Consider the following 13,855-nt stretch of genomic DNA (forward strand, 5'->3'; position numbering starts at 1 on the left):
GTTGATCTCGTGACTGAGATGACCTATCGCCGGTTGGGCGACTCCGGGCTCGTGGTGTCCGTCGTCGGAGTCGGGTGCAACAACTTCGGCCGCAAGCTCGACGCCGCCGGTACCCGGGCCGTGGTCGACGCGGCCCTCGACGCCGGCATCAACTTCTTCGACACCGCCGACATCTACGGCGAACCGCACGGCGGGTCGGAGGAGCAGCTCGGTGCCGCGCTACGCGGCCGGCGGGACGACGTCGTGCTGGCATCCAAGTTCGGCATGAGCATGTCGGGGATGAACGGACCGGACCACGGCGCCCGGGGCGCCCGGCGCTACGTCGCCCGGGCGGTCGAGGCTTCACTGCGCCGGCTCGGCACCGACCACATCGACCTCTACCAGATGCACGAGCCCGACCCGGGTACGCCGATCGAGGAGACCCTGAACGCGCTCGACGATCTGGTCCGGGCCGGTAAGGTCCGCTACCTCGGCAACTCCAACTTCGCCGGCTGGCAGATCGCCGACGCCGCCTGGACGGCGCGCACCCGCGGCCTGACGCCCTTCATCAGTGCGCAGAACGAGTACAGCCTGCTGAACCGGGGCGTGGAGACCGAGGTCGTGCCGGCCGCCCAGCACTTCGGGCTCGGCCTGCTGCCGTTCTTCCCGCTCGCCGACGGGCTGCTCACCGGCAAGTACAAGCGGGGCGCCCAGCCGCCGTCGGACAGCCGGCTCGCCAGCAGCAGCCCGAGGTACGCCGCCCGGCTGGCCTCCGCCCCGTGGGACACCATCGAGGCGCTGGAGAAGTACGCGGCCGAGCGCGGCCGCTCCCTGCTCGACGTGGCGATCGGCGGCCTGGCCGCCCAGCCGGCGGTGACCTCGGTGATCGCCGGTGCCACCACCCCCGACCAGGTACGCGCCAACGCCAACGCCGGCGGCTGGCAGCCGACCCCGGACGACCTCATCACCCTCCGCACCCTCCTCTGACCCCGAGCGTCCCTCCCGCCGCCGGTCCCAGCGCGTCGACCTGGACACCAGAGGCGTTACCGCGACCGGTTAGCGCATCTGGTGTCCAGGTGACGGGAGGCGTTCCCGCACGGCCTGGGCCACCTGGGCGACGAGCCGGGCGGGATGGCGCAGGACGTCGTCGGCGGTGAAGCGGAGTACCGCCCAGCCGGCGGCGCGGAGATCGTTCAGCCGGGCGACGTCGTGGCGGAAATGTGCCCGCTCGCGGTGGTGGTCACCCTCGTACTCCAGCGCGATTCGCAGCCGGGGATAGGCGAGGTCCACCCGGCCCAGGAATCGTCCGCGACCGTCGTACACGTCGTACTGCGCGGTCGGTACCGGCAGACCGGCGTCGACGAGCAGCAGCCGGAGCCGGGTCTCCATCGGTGACTCGCTGAGCGGTTCCGCCAGGCCGAGCACCTCCCGCAACAGCGGTACCCCGGGCCAGCCGGGGCGCGCGGCGAGGTAGTCGGTGAGGGCGGCGCGCTTCACCAGCCGGCGGTTCAGCAGCGCGTCCACCGCCACCACCGCCTCGGTACGCGGCGGCCGTCGCCCAAGGTCGAACGCGGTACGAAGCGGCGTGGTGACCGGCAGGCCGCCGAACCGGGTCACGTCGCCGGGCGAGAGTTTCGCGAGTGTGTAGCGAACCCGTAGCCGCGGACGTGGCCGGGTGACACCCGGCACCAACACGGTGACCGGGGCGTCCCGGGGGAGCAGATGGACGCCCCACAGGTATGCGGCACTCAACCCGCCGATGGCCGCCCCCGACGGCAGGCTGAGTGCGGCCGCGTCACACCACATCCGATGGTCGTCCTCCCGGTAGCCGTCGCGGTGGACGTAGATGTCGGGGAGAAGCCGGCGCCAGGCCGGACCGCGCAACATGCTCCGGGTGACCAGCCCTTTCGCCACTGCGGCGCGGGCGGAGAACGGCAGGAACGCCAGCTGTGCCGGTACCCGGGGCGGACGAGCCATCGCACCAGCCTGCCGCACCTCCCGCCGCTCCGCTGCCCCGCCCATCAGCCACACTTCACCACCACCACCCACTGCCCGCCCGCTCACCCACGCCCACCCGCTCACCCACGCCCGCCCGCTCACCCACGCCCGCCCGCTCACCCGTGCCGGCCCCGCCCGTGCCGGCCCCGTCCGTGCCGGCCCCGTCCGTGCCGGCCCCGTCCGTGCCGGCCCCGCCCACTCGCGCCCGTCCGCCCAGCCCACCCGCCCACTCGCGCCCGCCTGCCCACTCGCGCCCGCGCCTGCCCGCCCGCGCACCGCCCGCCCCACTGCACGCCGTGGCGGTCATGCGTGGTTGACCTGGACAGCAGAGGCGTTAACCGGTGCGGATAGCGCCTCTGGTGTCCAGGTGAGTGTGGTCGGCCGACAGCATGACCGGGGCGGTACGTGGTCGAGTGTGGACACTGTGTGAATTGTCACGGCTCTTTACGGATCCGTGACCGAGCGCGTACGCTCGCCGACAAGTAACCCACGGGAGCCCGGTGGACCGGGCTGAGAGGGGGGCTGTCGAGCCCCCGACCGTCGAACCTGATCCGGGTAATGCCGGCGCAGGGAGGAGCGTTGCCGTGCCACCGATCGGACGACTTCACCTCATCACCGACACCCGGCCCGGGCGGGACCCGCTCGCGGTGGTCGAGGCGGCCCTCTCGGTCGCCGGCCCCGAACTGGTCGTACAGGTTCGGGTCGCGGACGACACCGACGACCGGGCGGCGTACGAGCTTGCCGTCGAGGTGGCCGGCCGCTGTGCCACCGTCGGGGCGAGCTGCCTGGTCAACGACCGGCTGCATCTCGCGCTCGCGATCGGGGCGACGGGCGGGCACGTCGGCGCCCGGGACCTGCCGGTCGACGCCGCCCGCCGGGTGCTCGGCCCGACCGCCGTGCTCGGCGCGACCGCACGGGACCCGGAGACGGGGGCGGCGGCGGTCGCGGCCGGTGCCAGCTACCTCGGCGTCGGCCCCTGCCACGCCACCTCCACCAAGGACGGGCTGCCCGTGCCGATCGGCCCCGAGGGTGTCCGCCTGGTCGCCTCGGCGGTGCCGGTACCGGTTATCGCGATCGGCGGGATCACCCCGGAGCGGGTGCCCGCGCTTATGGCCGCCGGGGCGTACGGGGTCGCCGTGGTGGGCGCCGTCTCCACCGCCGCCGACCCGGCCCGGGCCACCGCCGCACTCCTCACCAGCCTCGGCGCCGCCCCGCCCCCACCCCACCCGGAACGGGGAACATCGCCGGGGGTCGCACCCCGGCGGAGTTCGTCGTTGTCGGGTCGGGGTGCGGGGGCGCAAGGATGCTAGGCGAGGGCGGGGCATCCGACGTCGCGGTGGTGGGCGGGGGGCCGATCGGGCTCGCCGTCGCCTGGCGGTGCGCCGCCCGGGGCATGCGGGTAAGCGTGTACGACGCGACGCCCGGCTCGGGCGCCTCCGACGTGGCGGCCGGCATGCTCGCCCCGGTCGCCGAAACCTACTTCGGCGAGCGGGTCCTGACCGGACTGCTGGTCGAGTCCGCGGCCCGGTGGCCGGCGTTCGCCGCCGAACTCGCCGAGTACGCCGGGCGGGACCTGGGCTACCGGACCGAGGGGACGCTGACCGTCGCGCTCACCTCCGACGACCTGGCCGAGGCGGAGCGGCTCTGGGCGTACCAGCGGAATCTCGGCCTGCCGGTGACCCCGCTGCGGCCGGCGGAGCTGCGGGACCGCGAACCGCTGCTGGCCACCCGGCTGCGCGGCGGTGCGCTCGCCCCCGGCGACCACCAGGTCGACCCGCGCCGGCTGGTCGCCGCGCTGCGGGTCGCCGTCGAACGCGCCGGGGTGACCATGGTGTCCCGGCCGGTGCGGGACCTCGCGGAGCTGGACGCGACGGCGACGGTCGTCGCGGCCGGCTGCGGTACGGCGGCGCTGACCGGCCTGCCCGTTCGGCCGGTGAAGGGGCAGATCCTGCGGCTGCGCGCGCCCGGCGGCGCGGCACCCGGCTTCCGGCACGTGATCCGGGGTCACGCGGACGGCCGACACGTCTACCTGGTGCCGAGGACCGATGGCGAGGTGGTGGTCGGGGCGACCGTCGAGGAGCGCGCCGACCTCGACGTCACCGCCGGGGCGGTACTCGACCTGCTCCGGTCCGCCACCGAGGTGATCCCGGAACTGGCCGAGTACGAGCTGGTCGAGGCGCGTTCCGGGCTGCGTCCCGGGACGCCGGACAACGCACCGCTGCTCGGCCCGCTGCCCGGCCGGCCCGAACTCGTGGTCGCGGCCGGGCACTTCCGGCACGGCATCGTGCTCACCCCGCTCACCGCCGACCTGGTTGCCGACCTGCTGGCCACCGGAGTGCCCGATCCGGCACTCGCGTCGCTGTCGCCGGCCCGGTTCGGCCAACCGGTGCCGGTCGCGCGGCGGTCGGAATCGGTCGGGGATGCGGTGTCGGTCGGGCGGCGGTCGGAATCGGTCGGGGATGCGGTGTCGGTCGGGCGGCGGTCGGAATCGGTCGGGGATGCGGTGTCGGTCGGGCGGCGGTCGGAATCGGTCGGGGATGCGGTGTCGGGGACGTGGCCGGCGGATGCCCGGCCCGAGCGTCAGGACGCCGAGCGCGGCAGCCGGAACGTGAGCCACACGGAGGCGGTGGAGGGGCCGGGGAACGGCGGGGAGCCGGGGCCGGACGACCCAACGACCAGGGAGGCGAGGACGCGGTGGAGCTGACCGTGAACGGAGTCGAACAGCGGCTGCCCGGCGAGTTGACCGTGGCGGACCTGGTGGAACGGGTCACCAGCGCACACCGGGGCGTGGCGGTCGCGGTGAACGGCGAGGTGGTGCCGCGCGGCGGCTGGCCGGCCCGGCTGCTCCGGGACGGCGACCGGGTCGAGGTGCTGACCGCGGCCCAGGGCGGGTGACCGAGATGTCGTTCGGGCCCTCCGATCCCGAACCCGGGTTCGTGCTCGCCGGTGAGAAGTTCGGCTCCCGGCTGATCCTCGGCACCGGCGGGGCGCCCAGCCCGTACGTCCTGGAGCAGGCGATCCGGGCCAGCGGCACCGAGCTGGTCACCGTCGCGCTGCGCCGGATCGACAGTGACGCCACCATGGGCGGCGGCCTACTGGAGGTGCTCGGTCGGTGTGGCGTACGGCTGCTGCCGAACACCGCGGGATGCCGTACCGCCGCCGAAGCGATCACGGTGGCTCAGCTCGCCCGGGAGGCATTCGAGACCTCGTGGGTCAAGCTGGAGGTGATCGGCGACGAGCGGACCCTGCTGCCGGACACGGTCGAGCTGGTCACCGCCGCCGAGCGGCTGGTCGCCGACGGGTTCACGGTGCTGCCGTACGTCACCGACGACCCGGTGCTGGCCCGCCGGCTGGAAGACCTCGGCTGTGCCGCCGTGATGCCGGCGGGCGCGCCGATCGGCTCCGGGCTGGGCATCAACAACCCACACAACCTGCGGCTGCTGCGGCAGAACGTGGACGTACCGGTGATCCTGGACGCGGGTGTCGGCACCGCCTCCGATGCCGCGCTGGCGATGGAACTGGGCTGTGACGCGGTGATGCTGGCCAGCGCGGTGACCCGGGCGGCCGACCCGGTACGCATGGCCACCGCCATGCGGTTCGCCGTCGAGGCGGGACGGCTGGCCGCCGGTGCGGGACGGATACCACGGCGCTTCCACGCGCTGGCGTCCACCCCGGACGAGGGGCGGCCCGAGCTGTGAGCGCGCCTCGGGGGATCGTGCTGGTCACCGACCGGCGGCAGGCCAGCCGGCCACTCGACGAGGTGGTACGGGCAGCGGTCGACGGCGGTGCCCGCTGGGTTCTGCTGCGGGAACGGGACCTGCCCCGGCCGGAGCGGCTCGAACTGGCCCGGCGACTGCGGGCGATCCTGGCCCCGGTGCACGGCACCCTGCTGGTCGCCGGCCCGGACCCGCTCGGCGGTGACGCGGTGCACCTGCCGGCCGTCGGCCCCTATCCGCCGCCGGGGCTGCCGTTGGTCGGCCGATCCTGCCACGACCTGACCGAGCTCGGTCGGCTCTCCACGGAGGACTACCTGACGCTTTCGCCGGTCTATCCGAGTCCGTCCAAGCCCGGCTACGGGCCGCCGCTCGGACCCGACGGCCTGGCCGGGCTGGTCGGGCGGAGCCGGGTGCCGGTTGTCGCGCTCGGCGGCGTCGGTACGCCCGCCCAGGTCGGTGCGTGCCTGGCGGCGGGCGCGGCCGGGGTGGCGGTGATGGGTGCGGTGATGCGCTCGGACGACCCGGCCGGGCTGGTCCGGCACCTCTGCGCGGCGGCCGAGCCACGAACGGACCACCGGGCAGTACCTGCCGGTTCGGGATGTGCGTCGTGACGCCGCCGGTGGTGGGGACGGACGGCGGCGTCCGGCCTGCCGGTTCCGGGTGTGCGTCGTGACGCCGCCGGTGGTACTGACCGTGGCCGGCTCGGACTCCGGGGCGGGCGCGGGGATTCAGGCCGACCTGAAGGTCTTCGCCGCGCTCGGGGTCTACGGCACGTCGGTGCTCACCGCCGTCACGGCGCAGAACACCCGCGAGGTACGGGCCGTCCTGCAGGTCGCTGCCGACATGGTGGGCGCGCAGCTGCGTACGTTGATCGACGATCTGCCCCCGGTGGCGGTGAAGACCGGAATGCTCGGTGACGTGAAGGTCGCGGACGCGGTGGCCGGGGCAGCGCGGGCCGGCCTGCTGCCCAATCTGGTGGTCGACCCGGTGCTCGTGTCGACCAGCGGAGCCCGGCTCGGCGTTGTCGCAGCGATCGAGCGGCTGCTGCCGTACGCCCTGGTGGCGACGCCGAACCGGGCGGAGGCGGCGGCGATCCTCGGCCGTACGGTCTCCGGTCCCGACGAGATGGCGGAGGCGGCCCGGCAGCTCGCCGCGGGCGGCCCCCGGTATGTGGTGGTGACCGGCGGCGACAGCGACGAGTCGGGGTTGGCGACTGGCGGCGGCGAGGCGTTCGGTGGTGCGGTCGACGCGTTCTGCACCGGTACCGAGGTGCGACTGTTGCGCCGGCCGTGGGTGCCGAGCCGGAACACCCACGGCACCGGCTGTTCGTTCTCGGCCGCGATCGCCGCCCGGCTGGCGCTCGGCGACCAGGTGCCGGACGCGGTGGCCTTCGCCAAGGAGTACGTCACTCGCGCGTTGCTCGGTGCCCGGACCTGGTCGGTGGGGAGCGGTCACGGCCCGCTGGATCACTTCGGTTGGTCCGGCGCGGCATCCGACAGTCTCACCCAGCCCGACAGTCCCACCCAGCCCGACAGGTCCGCCCGGTCTGACAGTCCCACCCAGCCCGACAGGTCCGCCCGGTCTGACAGTTCTGCCTAGTCCGACAGTTCCGGGCTAGTCGCACAGCTCCAACAGACAGAGGAGTCGACGCCATGCCGAGAACCAAGACCACACCCGACCGTTCACGCCTCCCCCTGGCGCAGCCCAGTGGTGTCGCGGGCGGCTCTCGATGAAGGCTCGCCGCAAGGTGTACGTGACGGGGGCGCGTCCGGACGTCCGGGTGCCGTTCGCGGAGGTCGAGCTGACCGGTGACGAACCGCCGGTACGGCTCTACGATACGTCCGGTCCCGGTTCGGACCCTGCCGAGGGGCTGCCTCCGCTGCGCGGGGCGTGGATCGCGGAACGGGGCGACGTGGCTCCGGTACGCGGCGCCGGCACTCCACTGGCCGGTCGGGACGGTGCCCGGCCCACCCAACTGGTCTACGCCCGGTCCGGGGTCGTCACCCCCGAGATGGAGTTCGTGGCGGTCCGGGAGGGCATGCCGGCCGAGGTGGTACGCGAGGAGATCGCCGCCGGCCGGGCCGTGCTGCCGCTCAACGTGAACCATCCGGAGTGCGAGCCGGCGATCATCGGCAAGCGCTTCCTGGTGAAGGTCAACGCCAACATCGGCACCTCGGCGGTCACCTCGTCGGTCGCCGAGGAGGTGGAAAAGCTCAGCTGGGCGACGCGGTGGGGCGCGGACACCGTGATGGACCTCTCCACAGGTAGGCGGATCCACGAGACCCGGGAAGCGATCATCCGCAACTCCCCGGTGCCGATCGGAACCGTCCCGATCTACCAGGCCCTGGAGAAGGTCGGCGGCGACCCGGTGAGACTCTCCTGGGAGGTCTTCCGGGAGACGGTGATCGAGCAGGCCGAGCAGGGCGTCGACTACATGACGGTGCACGCCGGAGTACGCCTCGGCTACGTGCCGCTCGCCGTCGACCGGGTCACCGGGATCGTCTCCCGAGGCGGCTCGATCATGGCGGCCTGGTGCCTCGCACACCATCAGGAGAACTTCCTCTACACGAACTTCGCCGAACTCTGCGAGATCCTCGCCCGGTACGACGTCACGTTCTCGCTCGGCGACGGGCTGCGGCCCGGCTCGATCGCGGACGCGAACGACGAGGCGCAGTTCGCCGAGCTGCGTACCCTCGGGGAGCTGACCTCGGTGGCCTGGGAGCACGGGGTCCAGGTGATGATCGAGGGACCCGGTCACGTGCCGATGCACAAGATCAAGGAGAACGTGGACCTCCAGCAGGAGCTGTGCCACGAGGCGCCTTTCTACACTCTTGGCCCACTGACCACCGACATCGCCCCGGCGTACGACCACATCACGTCGGCGATCGGTGCCGCGATGATCGGCATGTTCGGTACCGCCATGCTCTGCTACGTCACCCCGAAGGAGCACCTGGGACTGCCGGACCGGGACGACGTGAAGGCGGGGGTGATCGCCTACAAGATCGCGGCCCACGCGGCAGACCTGGCCAAGGGGCACCCCGGGGCGCAGGCCTGGGACGACGCGCTGTCGAAGGCGCGGTTCGAGTTCCGCTGGGAGGACCAGTTCAACCTGTCGCTGGACCCGGAGACCGCGCGGGCGTACCACGACGCCACCCTGCCCGCGACGCCCGCCAAGACAGCACACTTCTGCTCAATGTGCGGCCCGAAGTTCTGCTCCATGAAGATCACGCAGGAACTCAAGGAGTACGCGGCGCGAGGCATGCAGGAGAAGTCGACCGAGTTTCTGGCCTCGGGCGGCAGGGTGTACCTGCCGTTGGCCTGAGTGTGGGCCCGGAGGCGTTGCCGAACGGGGTGGCGCCTCCGGCACCGGGGAGCGGATGCTGCCCCCGGCACCGGGGCACTTGGGACGGTCAGTCGGCGTGGTGGCGGCCGGTCGATCGCAGTGACCGTCGTACGCTGCGGTCCAGCCCGAGGCCGTCGGCGGTCGGGTCAGGCTCGCTGAGCCCGCTCACCCAGTCGACGTACTCCTCGTCGCGGGCCGGCACGGGTTCCTCCGTACGGTTCCGCCCTTTCGTCTCCCGCTGCTTCGACTCGCCCTTGTCCTGCTTGGCAGCGCTTTTGTCGGTCTCGACGGCGCCGGTCTGCGCGGGTTCGGTGTTGCCCCGGTTGCGCCGGAAAAGACCGCGACGGATTCGCCCGGTCGGCCGATCCGGTCCTTCGGCCTCTGCGTCGGATCTGCCCTCGGCAGTGCTTCCCAAGCCGGGTTCGGCAGTGCTTTCCGGGGGGCCGGGTTCGGCCGGGGACGCGACACGATCCGTTGTCGCCTCGACGGGTGCATCTCCGGAGACCACCGGAACGGCGGAGATCCGCCCGGTCCGGACCGCCTCCGACCTGCCCGTGCCCGATCTGCCCGCCTTCGCTCCGTCCGTTCCCGAGCCGGCCTGCGCTGGCCGGCTCTGGTCCGGTTCCTCCGGGGTGCCGCCCGGGGGCGACCGGTCCGCACCGGTCCGCCCGACACTGTCCGAGCCGGGGCCGGAACCGCCGGTGCCGATGGTGCCGGGGCTGGAAGTAACGGCGTCGCCGTCCCCGCCAGGCCGCCGTGCGGCCTCGGTCGACGGCTCAGGACGGTCCGGCCGGGGGCGACTGGCCGGCGCGAAGGCGTCCCAGGCGTCGTCGGTGCGGGCGGACGTCGCCGGCTGCGGCGTGGACCATGGCGCCGGTGTGGTGGGCGGTGGCGCTGGCCGCATGGGCGGTGGCGCCGGTGGTGCGGGCGGTGTCTTCGTGGCCGGTGTCTCGGGTGCTGCCGGCGCGGTCGCAGCTGATCGCGCCGGTGTTGTCGGCGCCGTGCTGGTCGGCCAGAAGTCCTCGGTACGCAGTCGACGGGCCCCTGGCCGGCCGGCCGGGAGCTCGGCGTCATCTCCCGTACCGGTGTTCGGCCCGCCGCTGGCCGCGCTGGTCGGTTCGTTGGCCTTCTCACTGGCCGGCTCGACCGGTTCGGAAGCTGGGCTGACCGGTTCGGGGGTTGGGCCGACCGGCGCGGTGGTGCGTCGATGACCGCGCTCGGGCGAGGTCGGGGGCGCGATCGGCGTCGGTGCACCGAACCGCTCGGTGAGCGTCGAGTTCTCGGTCGACGGGCGGGGTGCCGGAATGCCGGCGGTGATGTCGAATGGCCGGTTTTCCGAAGCAGGCGAATGCCCCCGGGACGGTTCCGGCACCCGGTCAGTCCGCCCGCCGGCGGCCGAGCCGGGCGTCCAGGCGGGGGCCGTCGTCTCGGTGACCGGCGCGGTACCGGTCTCGGTGGAGCCCGCCGGAGGTTCGCTGCTCGGCATCTCCAGCCGCCAGGTCCGCTCGGCCGGGATGCCACGGTCGGGCGAGGCCACCGTCGGGATGACCGCGGTCGGCGCGTCGTTGTCGGTCGGCCTCGTGCCACTTTCGGTGGGTTTCGTGTCCCCGCTGGTCGACCTCGTGTCGCGGTCGGCCGGCGTCGTGCCGGTGTCGTCGGCCCCCGCCGGGGCGGCCGTGGTCAGCGGCCAGCGGGCCCAGGTCGCCAGCGCCGAACCCAGTGCACCCGCGCCGACGGCGATCAGCGCTCCCCAGTACGGGGCTGCCTGGTAGGGGTCGGTCGAGTCGCCCCGGCCGGCGACGGCGTACGCCATGGCGAGCGTCAACGGCCCCGCCACTCCGCAGCCGGCGACCACCGGCACCGGCACCGGCAGTTCGCGCCAGCGGGCCAGGGCACCGGTGACCGCGCCCGCGACCAGGGCCAGCGCCGGCATGGTGACGACGGCGAGCCGCTGACTGGCGCCGCTGCCCAGCCAGCTCGGGTCGACGCCGCCGAGCCGTACGGCGGGCAGTGGGTCGGTGGGGCCGAGCGAGGGGAGTACGGAGAGTATGGCGAGGAACCAGAGCGCGCCGGTCACCGCAGCGAGGTTCCAGAGCACCGGACGCTGGCTGAGTGCGGCCAGGGCGGCGACGAATCCGACCCCGGCACCGAGCACGGCGGCCACGCCGGCCAGGGTCACCGGGTCGGCCGCGGCGACCTGGGCCGTCCGGGCGGGCTGCATGGCGAGCGGGGCGACCGCGAGCGCGCCGAGGGCCGCCAGCCCCGAGATGGCCGCCCGGCCGCCGAGCGCGGTGGGCAGGGTGTACCTGCGGGCGAGCCGGTCGGCCAGCAACGCGCCGGCCACGGTCGCGACCATGGCGAACCATCCGACCCAGACGAGCTGGGCGGGCCACTGGTTCGGGGCCGCGCCGAAGTCGCGGTCGAGGCGGACGAGGCCGAGCCCGTACGCGATCCCCAGCTGACCGGCGCCGCTGACGATCCCGACCACGAGTGCGGCGAGCAGCACTCTGCCCCAGGTCCGGTAGGCCATGCCGGGCACGTTACGCACCCCTACCCGTGCCCGCCACCCTGGGCCGGAGGTCGGGCGTAGCCGGCGTATCCGATCAACTACTGAGCGTCGGATCGGCGCTGTTGGTCAGCCCGCATGCCGCCGGTCAGTGCCAGGCCGGGGCCGGGCTGGGGCGGTCGAGCAGGAGTTCGTGCAGCTCCGCGCTGGCCCGTGCGACATCCTCGAAGTGCGCGTTGCGGCCAAGTGAACGGGGGCGGGGGATGTCGATGCCGAGCACCTTGCGGATCTGCCCGGGCCGTGGGCTGAGCACGACGACCCGGTCGGCGAGCAGCACCGCCTCGTCGATCGAGTGCGTCACGAAGAGAATCGTCGCCGAGTGTTCCATGTGGATGCGCTGAAGCTCGACCGACAACTCCTCCCGGGTCAGTGCGTCCAGCGCGGAGAACGGCTCGTCCATCAGCAGCACCTTCGGCTGCTGGATCAGGGCCCGGCACAGCGACACCCGCTGCTGCATGCCGCCGGACAGCTCGTGTGGAAGCCGCTTCTCGAACTCGCTGAGCCCGACCATCGACAGCAGGTCGCGGGCCCGTCCGCGGTGTGCGGCCCTGCTCCAGCCGAAGATCTCGGTGGGCAGCAGCACGTTGTCGAGCACCGACCGCCAGGGCAGCAGTGCCGGACGCTGGAAGACCATGGCGATATCCCGCCGCGGCCGGCTGACGACCTCGTCCGCCACCCGGATCTCGCCCGCGGTAACCGGCAGCAGGCCGGCCACCAGGCGCAGCAGGGTCGACTTGCCGCAGCCGGAGCGGCCCACCACGGCGAGGAACTCGCCCTCGGCGACGTCGAGGTCGATGCCCCGCAGCGCCTCAACGGAACCGGACCGACCACCGAAGGTCCGGGACACTCCGGAGAGTCGGATCATGGCTAGGCCACCCCATTCGGCAGGTAGACAGTGTCGACAGGCTATCCCGGACACCCTCCGGCGGCGAGACCCGTTCCCCGCCGCCGGAAGGTGCGTCGGTCGTTGACTCAGCTGGCCAGCCGCCACCGGCCGCCACGGGCCACCAGCAGGCTCAGCGCCTGGGGCATCAGCCCCGAGTGGTTTTCCGGCGTCATCCGGATCGGACCGGAGAGGCCGTCGGTCTCGGCGGTCTCCAGCAGGCTGCGGATCCGCGGGCGGTCCGGTTCCTCGCTGTCACCGCCGGCCCGAATCGCCGAGTCTACGAGCAGTTGCAGCGCGTCGGCGGCGAACGACGAGTATCCGTAGTATCCGCCGAACCGGGCGGTGTAGTCGCGGAACCACTGCTTGCTCGCCGCCTTGGCCGGGGTGGTCGCGATCACGTCGTCGATCACCATGGTCTGGGTGAAGACCAGGGTGATGTTCTCCGCCGCGCGGCCGCTGTTGCCGATGAAGAGGTCGCCGGCGGCCACCGCGTCGAAGAAGACGTGACCCTGGTAGCCCTCGGCGCGGAGGCTCGCGATCGCCAGGTTGGCCTGGTCGGCGGGGGTCCACACCACGATCGCCTCGGGTTCTTCCGCCACCAGCGCGCCGACCGCCTGGCTGACGTCGGTGTCGGTGACCTTTACCTGCCGCTCCAGCAGAATCGGGATGTCGTTCGCGTCCTCCTCGACGCCGACGAGTTCGTTCTTCAGCGTCGTCGCGCCCTCCGCGCCGTACTTGTCGGCGGTGCGCAGCAGTGCCACCGTTCCGATCCGGCGGGCACGGAGTTCGGCGGCGATGGCGGCGACGTTGTCGCGGGCGTTCGGGCCGAGCTTGAACATGTATTCGCGGTCCGGTCCGGCGGTCACGTCACTGGCCGGCGCGAGCGCGATCGTCGGAACCTGCTTGGTTTTGACAGACTTCGCGGCACCGATGGCGCAGTCGTTGCAGCTGCCCATGATGATGCCGCTGATCGACGGATCGGCGGTGAAATCGCTGATGTTGGCTGCCGAGACGCTCGCGTCGAACTTGTTGTCCTTGACTTCCAGGCGGACCCGGCGGCCGCCCAGCGCGCCGGACTCGTTCAACTGCTCGACCTTGAGTTCCAGGGCCCGCTGGTAGGCCTTACCCACCTGCGGGGCTGCGCCGGACAGCTCCAGGTCGGCACCGATGACGATCTCTCCGGACTCCTTCGCCGGCGCGCCGAACTGGCAGCCGGTCAATGAAGTTGCCAGGATGGCCGACGCGAGCAACGCGGGTATCGCGGAGCGGATGGGCCTCAACTCAGTCCTCCAGGTATCCGGCGCGGGCGGGGGGCTTGCCCGGCCGCCGATCTAGTCGTCCACAATGGATGGGCAACAACATCTGCC

At 73.0% G+C, this 13,855-nt stretch carries 10 protein-coding genes, 2 pseudogenes and 1 riboswitch; of the genes and pseudogenes, 8 read left to right on the forward strand and 4 right to left on the reverse strand.

From position 1 onward, the window contains the following. Positions 1-18 precede the first annotated feature (18 nt). Positions 19-966 carry an aldo/keto reductase gene (locus EV371_RS11235; protein ID WP_130465823.1) on the forward strand — a complete coding sequence of 316 codons (948 nt, stop codon included), beginning with the start codon at positions 19-21 and terminating at the stop codon, positions 964-966. Between the two features lie 69 nt (positions 967-1,035). Here the strand turns inward: EV371_RS11235 and EV371_RS11240 are convergent, their stop codons facing one another. After that, on the reverse strand, positions 1,036-2,001 hold the full coding sequence (locus EV371_RS11240; protein WP_486484573.1) for a PDDEXK family nuclease: 966 nt from the start codon (positions 1,999-2,001) through the stop codon (positions 1,036-1,038). Between the two features lie 455 nt (positions 2,002-2,456). Then, positions 2,457-2,567, forward strand: a riboswitch (TPP riboswitch). On the opposite strand from EV371_RS11240, the pseudogene thiE reads away from it, so the two are divergent. From thiE to thiC, 7 genes and pseudogenes are all read left to right on the forward strand, one after another. Next, positions 2,562-3,179 (forward strand): annotated as a pseudogene (gene thiE, locus EV371_RS11250) (thiamine phosphate synthase); the annotation flags it as partial. It overlaps the preceding riboswitch by 6 nt. A 101-nt stretch (positions 3,180-3,280) precedes the next feature. Then, positions 3,281-4,375 (forward strand): annotated as a pseudogene (thiO, locus tag EV371_RS11255) (glycine oxidase ThiO); the annotation flags it as partial. 296 nt (positions 4,376-4,671) lie between these two features. Then, the gene (gene thiS / locus EV371_RS11260; protein WP_130461984.1) at positions 4,672-4,872 is read left to right on the forward strand and encodes a sulfur carrier protein ThiS; all 201 of its coding nucleotides are present in this window, start codon (positions 4,672-4,674) and stop codon (positions 4,870-4,872) included. Positions 4,873-4,877: 5 nt separating this feature from the next. Beyond that, positions 4,878-5,675 carry a thiazole synthase gene (locus EV371_RS11265; protein ID WP_130461985.1) on the forward strand — a complete coding sequence of 266 codons (798 nt, stop codon included), beginning with the start codon at positions 4,878-4,880 and terminating at the stop codon, positions 5,673-5,675. After that, positions 5,672-6,304: a thiamine phosphate synthase gene (locus EV371_RS11270; protein ID WP_130461986.1), complete on the forward strand. Its 633-nt coding sequence runs from the start codon at positions 5,672-5,674 to the stop codon at positions 6,302-6,304. The genes EV371_RS11265 and EV371_RS11270 overlap by 4 nt, the downstream gene beginning before the upstream one ends. A gap of 58 nt (positions 6,305-6,362) precedes the next feature. Beyond that, on the forward strand, positions 6,363-7,292 hold the full coding sequence (gene thiD, locus EV371_RS11275; RefSeq protein ID WP_130461987.1) for a bifunctional hydroxymethylpyrimidine kinase/phosphomethylpyrimidine kinase: 930 nt from the start codon (positions 6,363-6,365) through the stop codon (positions 7,290-7,292). Between the two features lie 130 nt (positions 7,293-7,422). After that, positions 7,423-9,015: a phosphomethylpyrimidine synthase ThiC gene (gene thiC, locus EV371_RS11280; protein WP_130461988.1), complete on the forward strand. Its 1,593-nt coding sequence runs from the start codon at positions 7,423-7,425 to the stop codon at positions 9,013-9,015. Between the two features lie 88 nt (positions 9,016-9,103). Here thiC and EV371_RS11285 read toward each other — a convergent pair whose 3' ends face one another. The 3 genes from EV371_RS11285 to EV371_RS11295 all read right to left on the reverse strand — a co-directional run bounded on the left by EV371_RS11285 (position 9,104) and on the right by EV371_RS11295 (position 13,768). Continuing rightward, entirely contained in the window at positions 9,104-11,566 is a 2,463-nt protein-coding gene (locus EV371_RS11285; RefSeq protein WP_130461989.1) for a hypothetical protein, read from the reverse strand. A 124-nt stretch (positions 11,567-11,690) separates the two neighbouring features. After that, on the reverse strand, positions 11,691-12,467 hold the full coding sequence (locus EV371_RS11290; protein WP_130461990.1) for an ATP-binding cassette domain-containing protein: 777 nt from the start codon (positions 12,465-12,467) through the stop codon (positions 11,691-11,693). 107 nt (positions 12,468-12,574) lie between these two features. Continuing rightward, the gene (locus EV371_RS11295; protein ID WP_130461991.1) at positions 12,575-13,768 is read right to left on the reverse strand and encodes an ABC transporter substrate-binding protein; all 1,194 of its coding nucleotides are present in this window, start codon (positions 13,766-13,768) and stop codon (positions 12,575-12,577) included. Positions 13,769-13,855 lie beyond the last annotated feature (87 nt).

This window comes from Plantactinospora sp. CNZ321 (genome assembly GCF_004217235.1).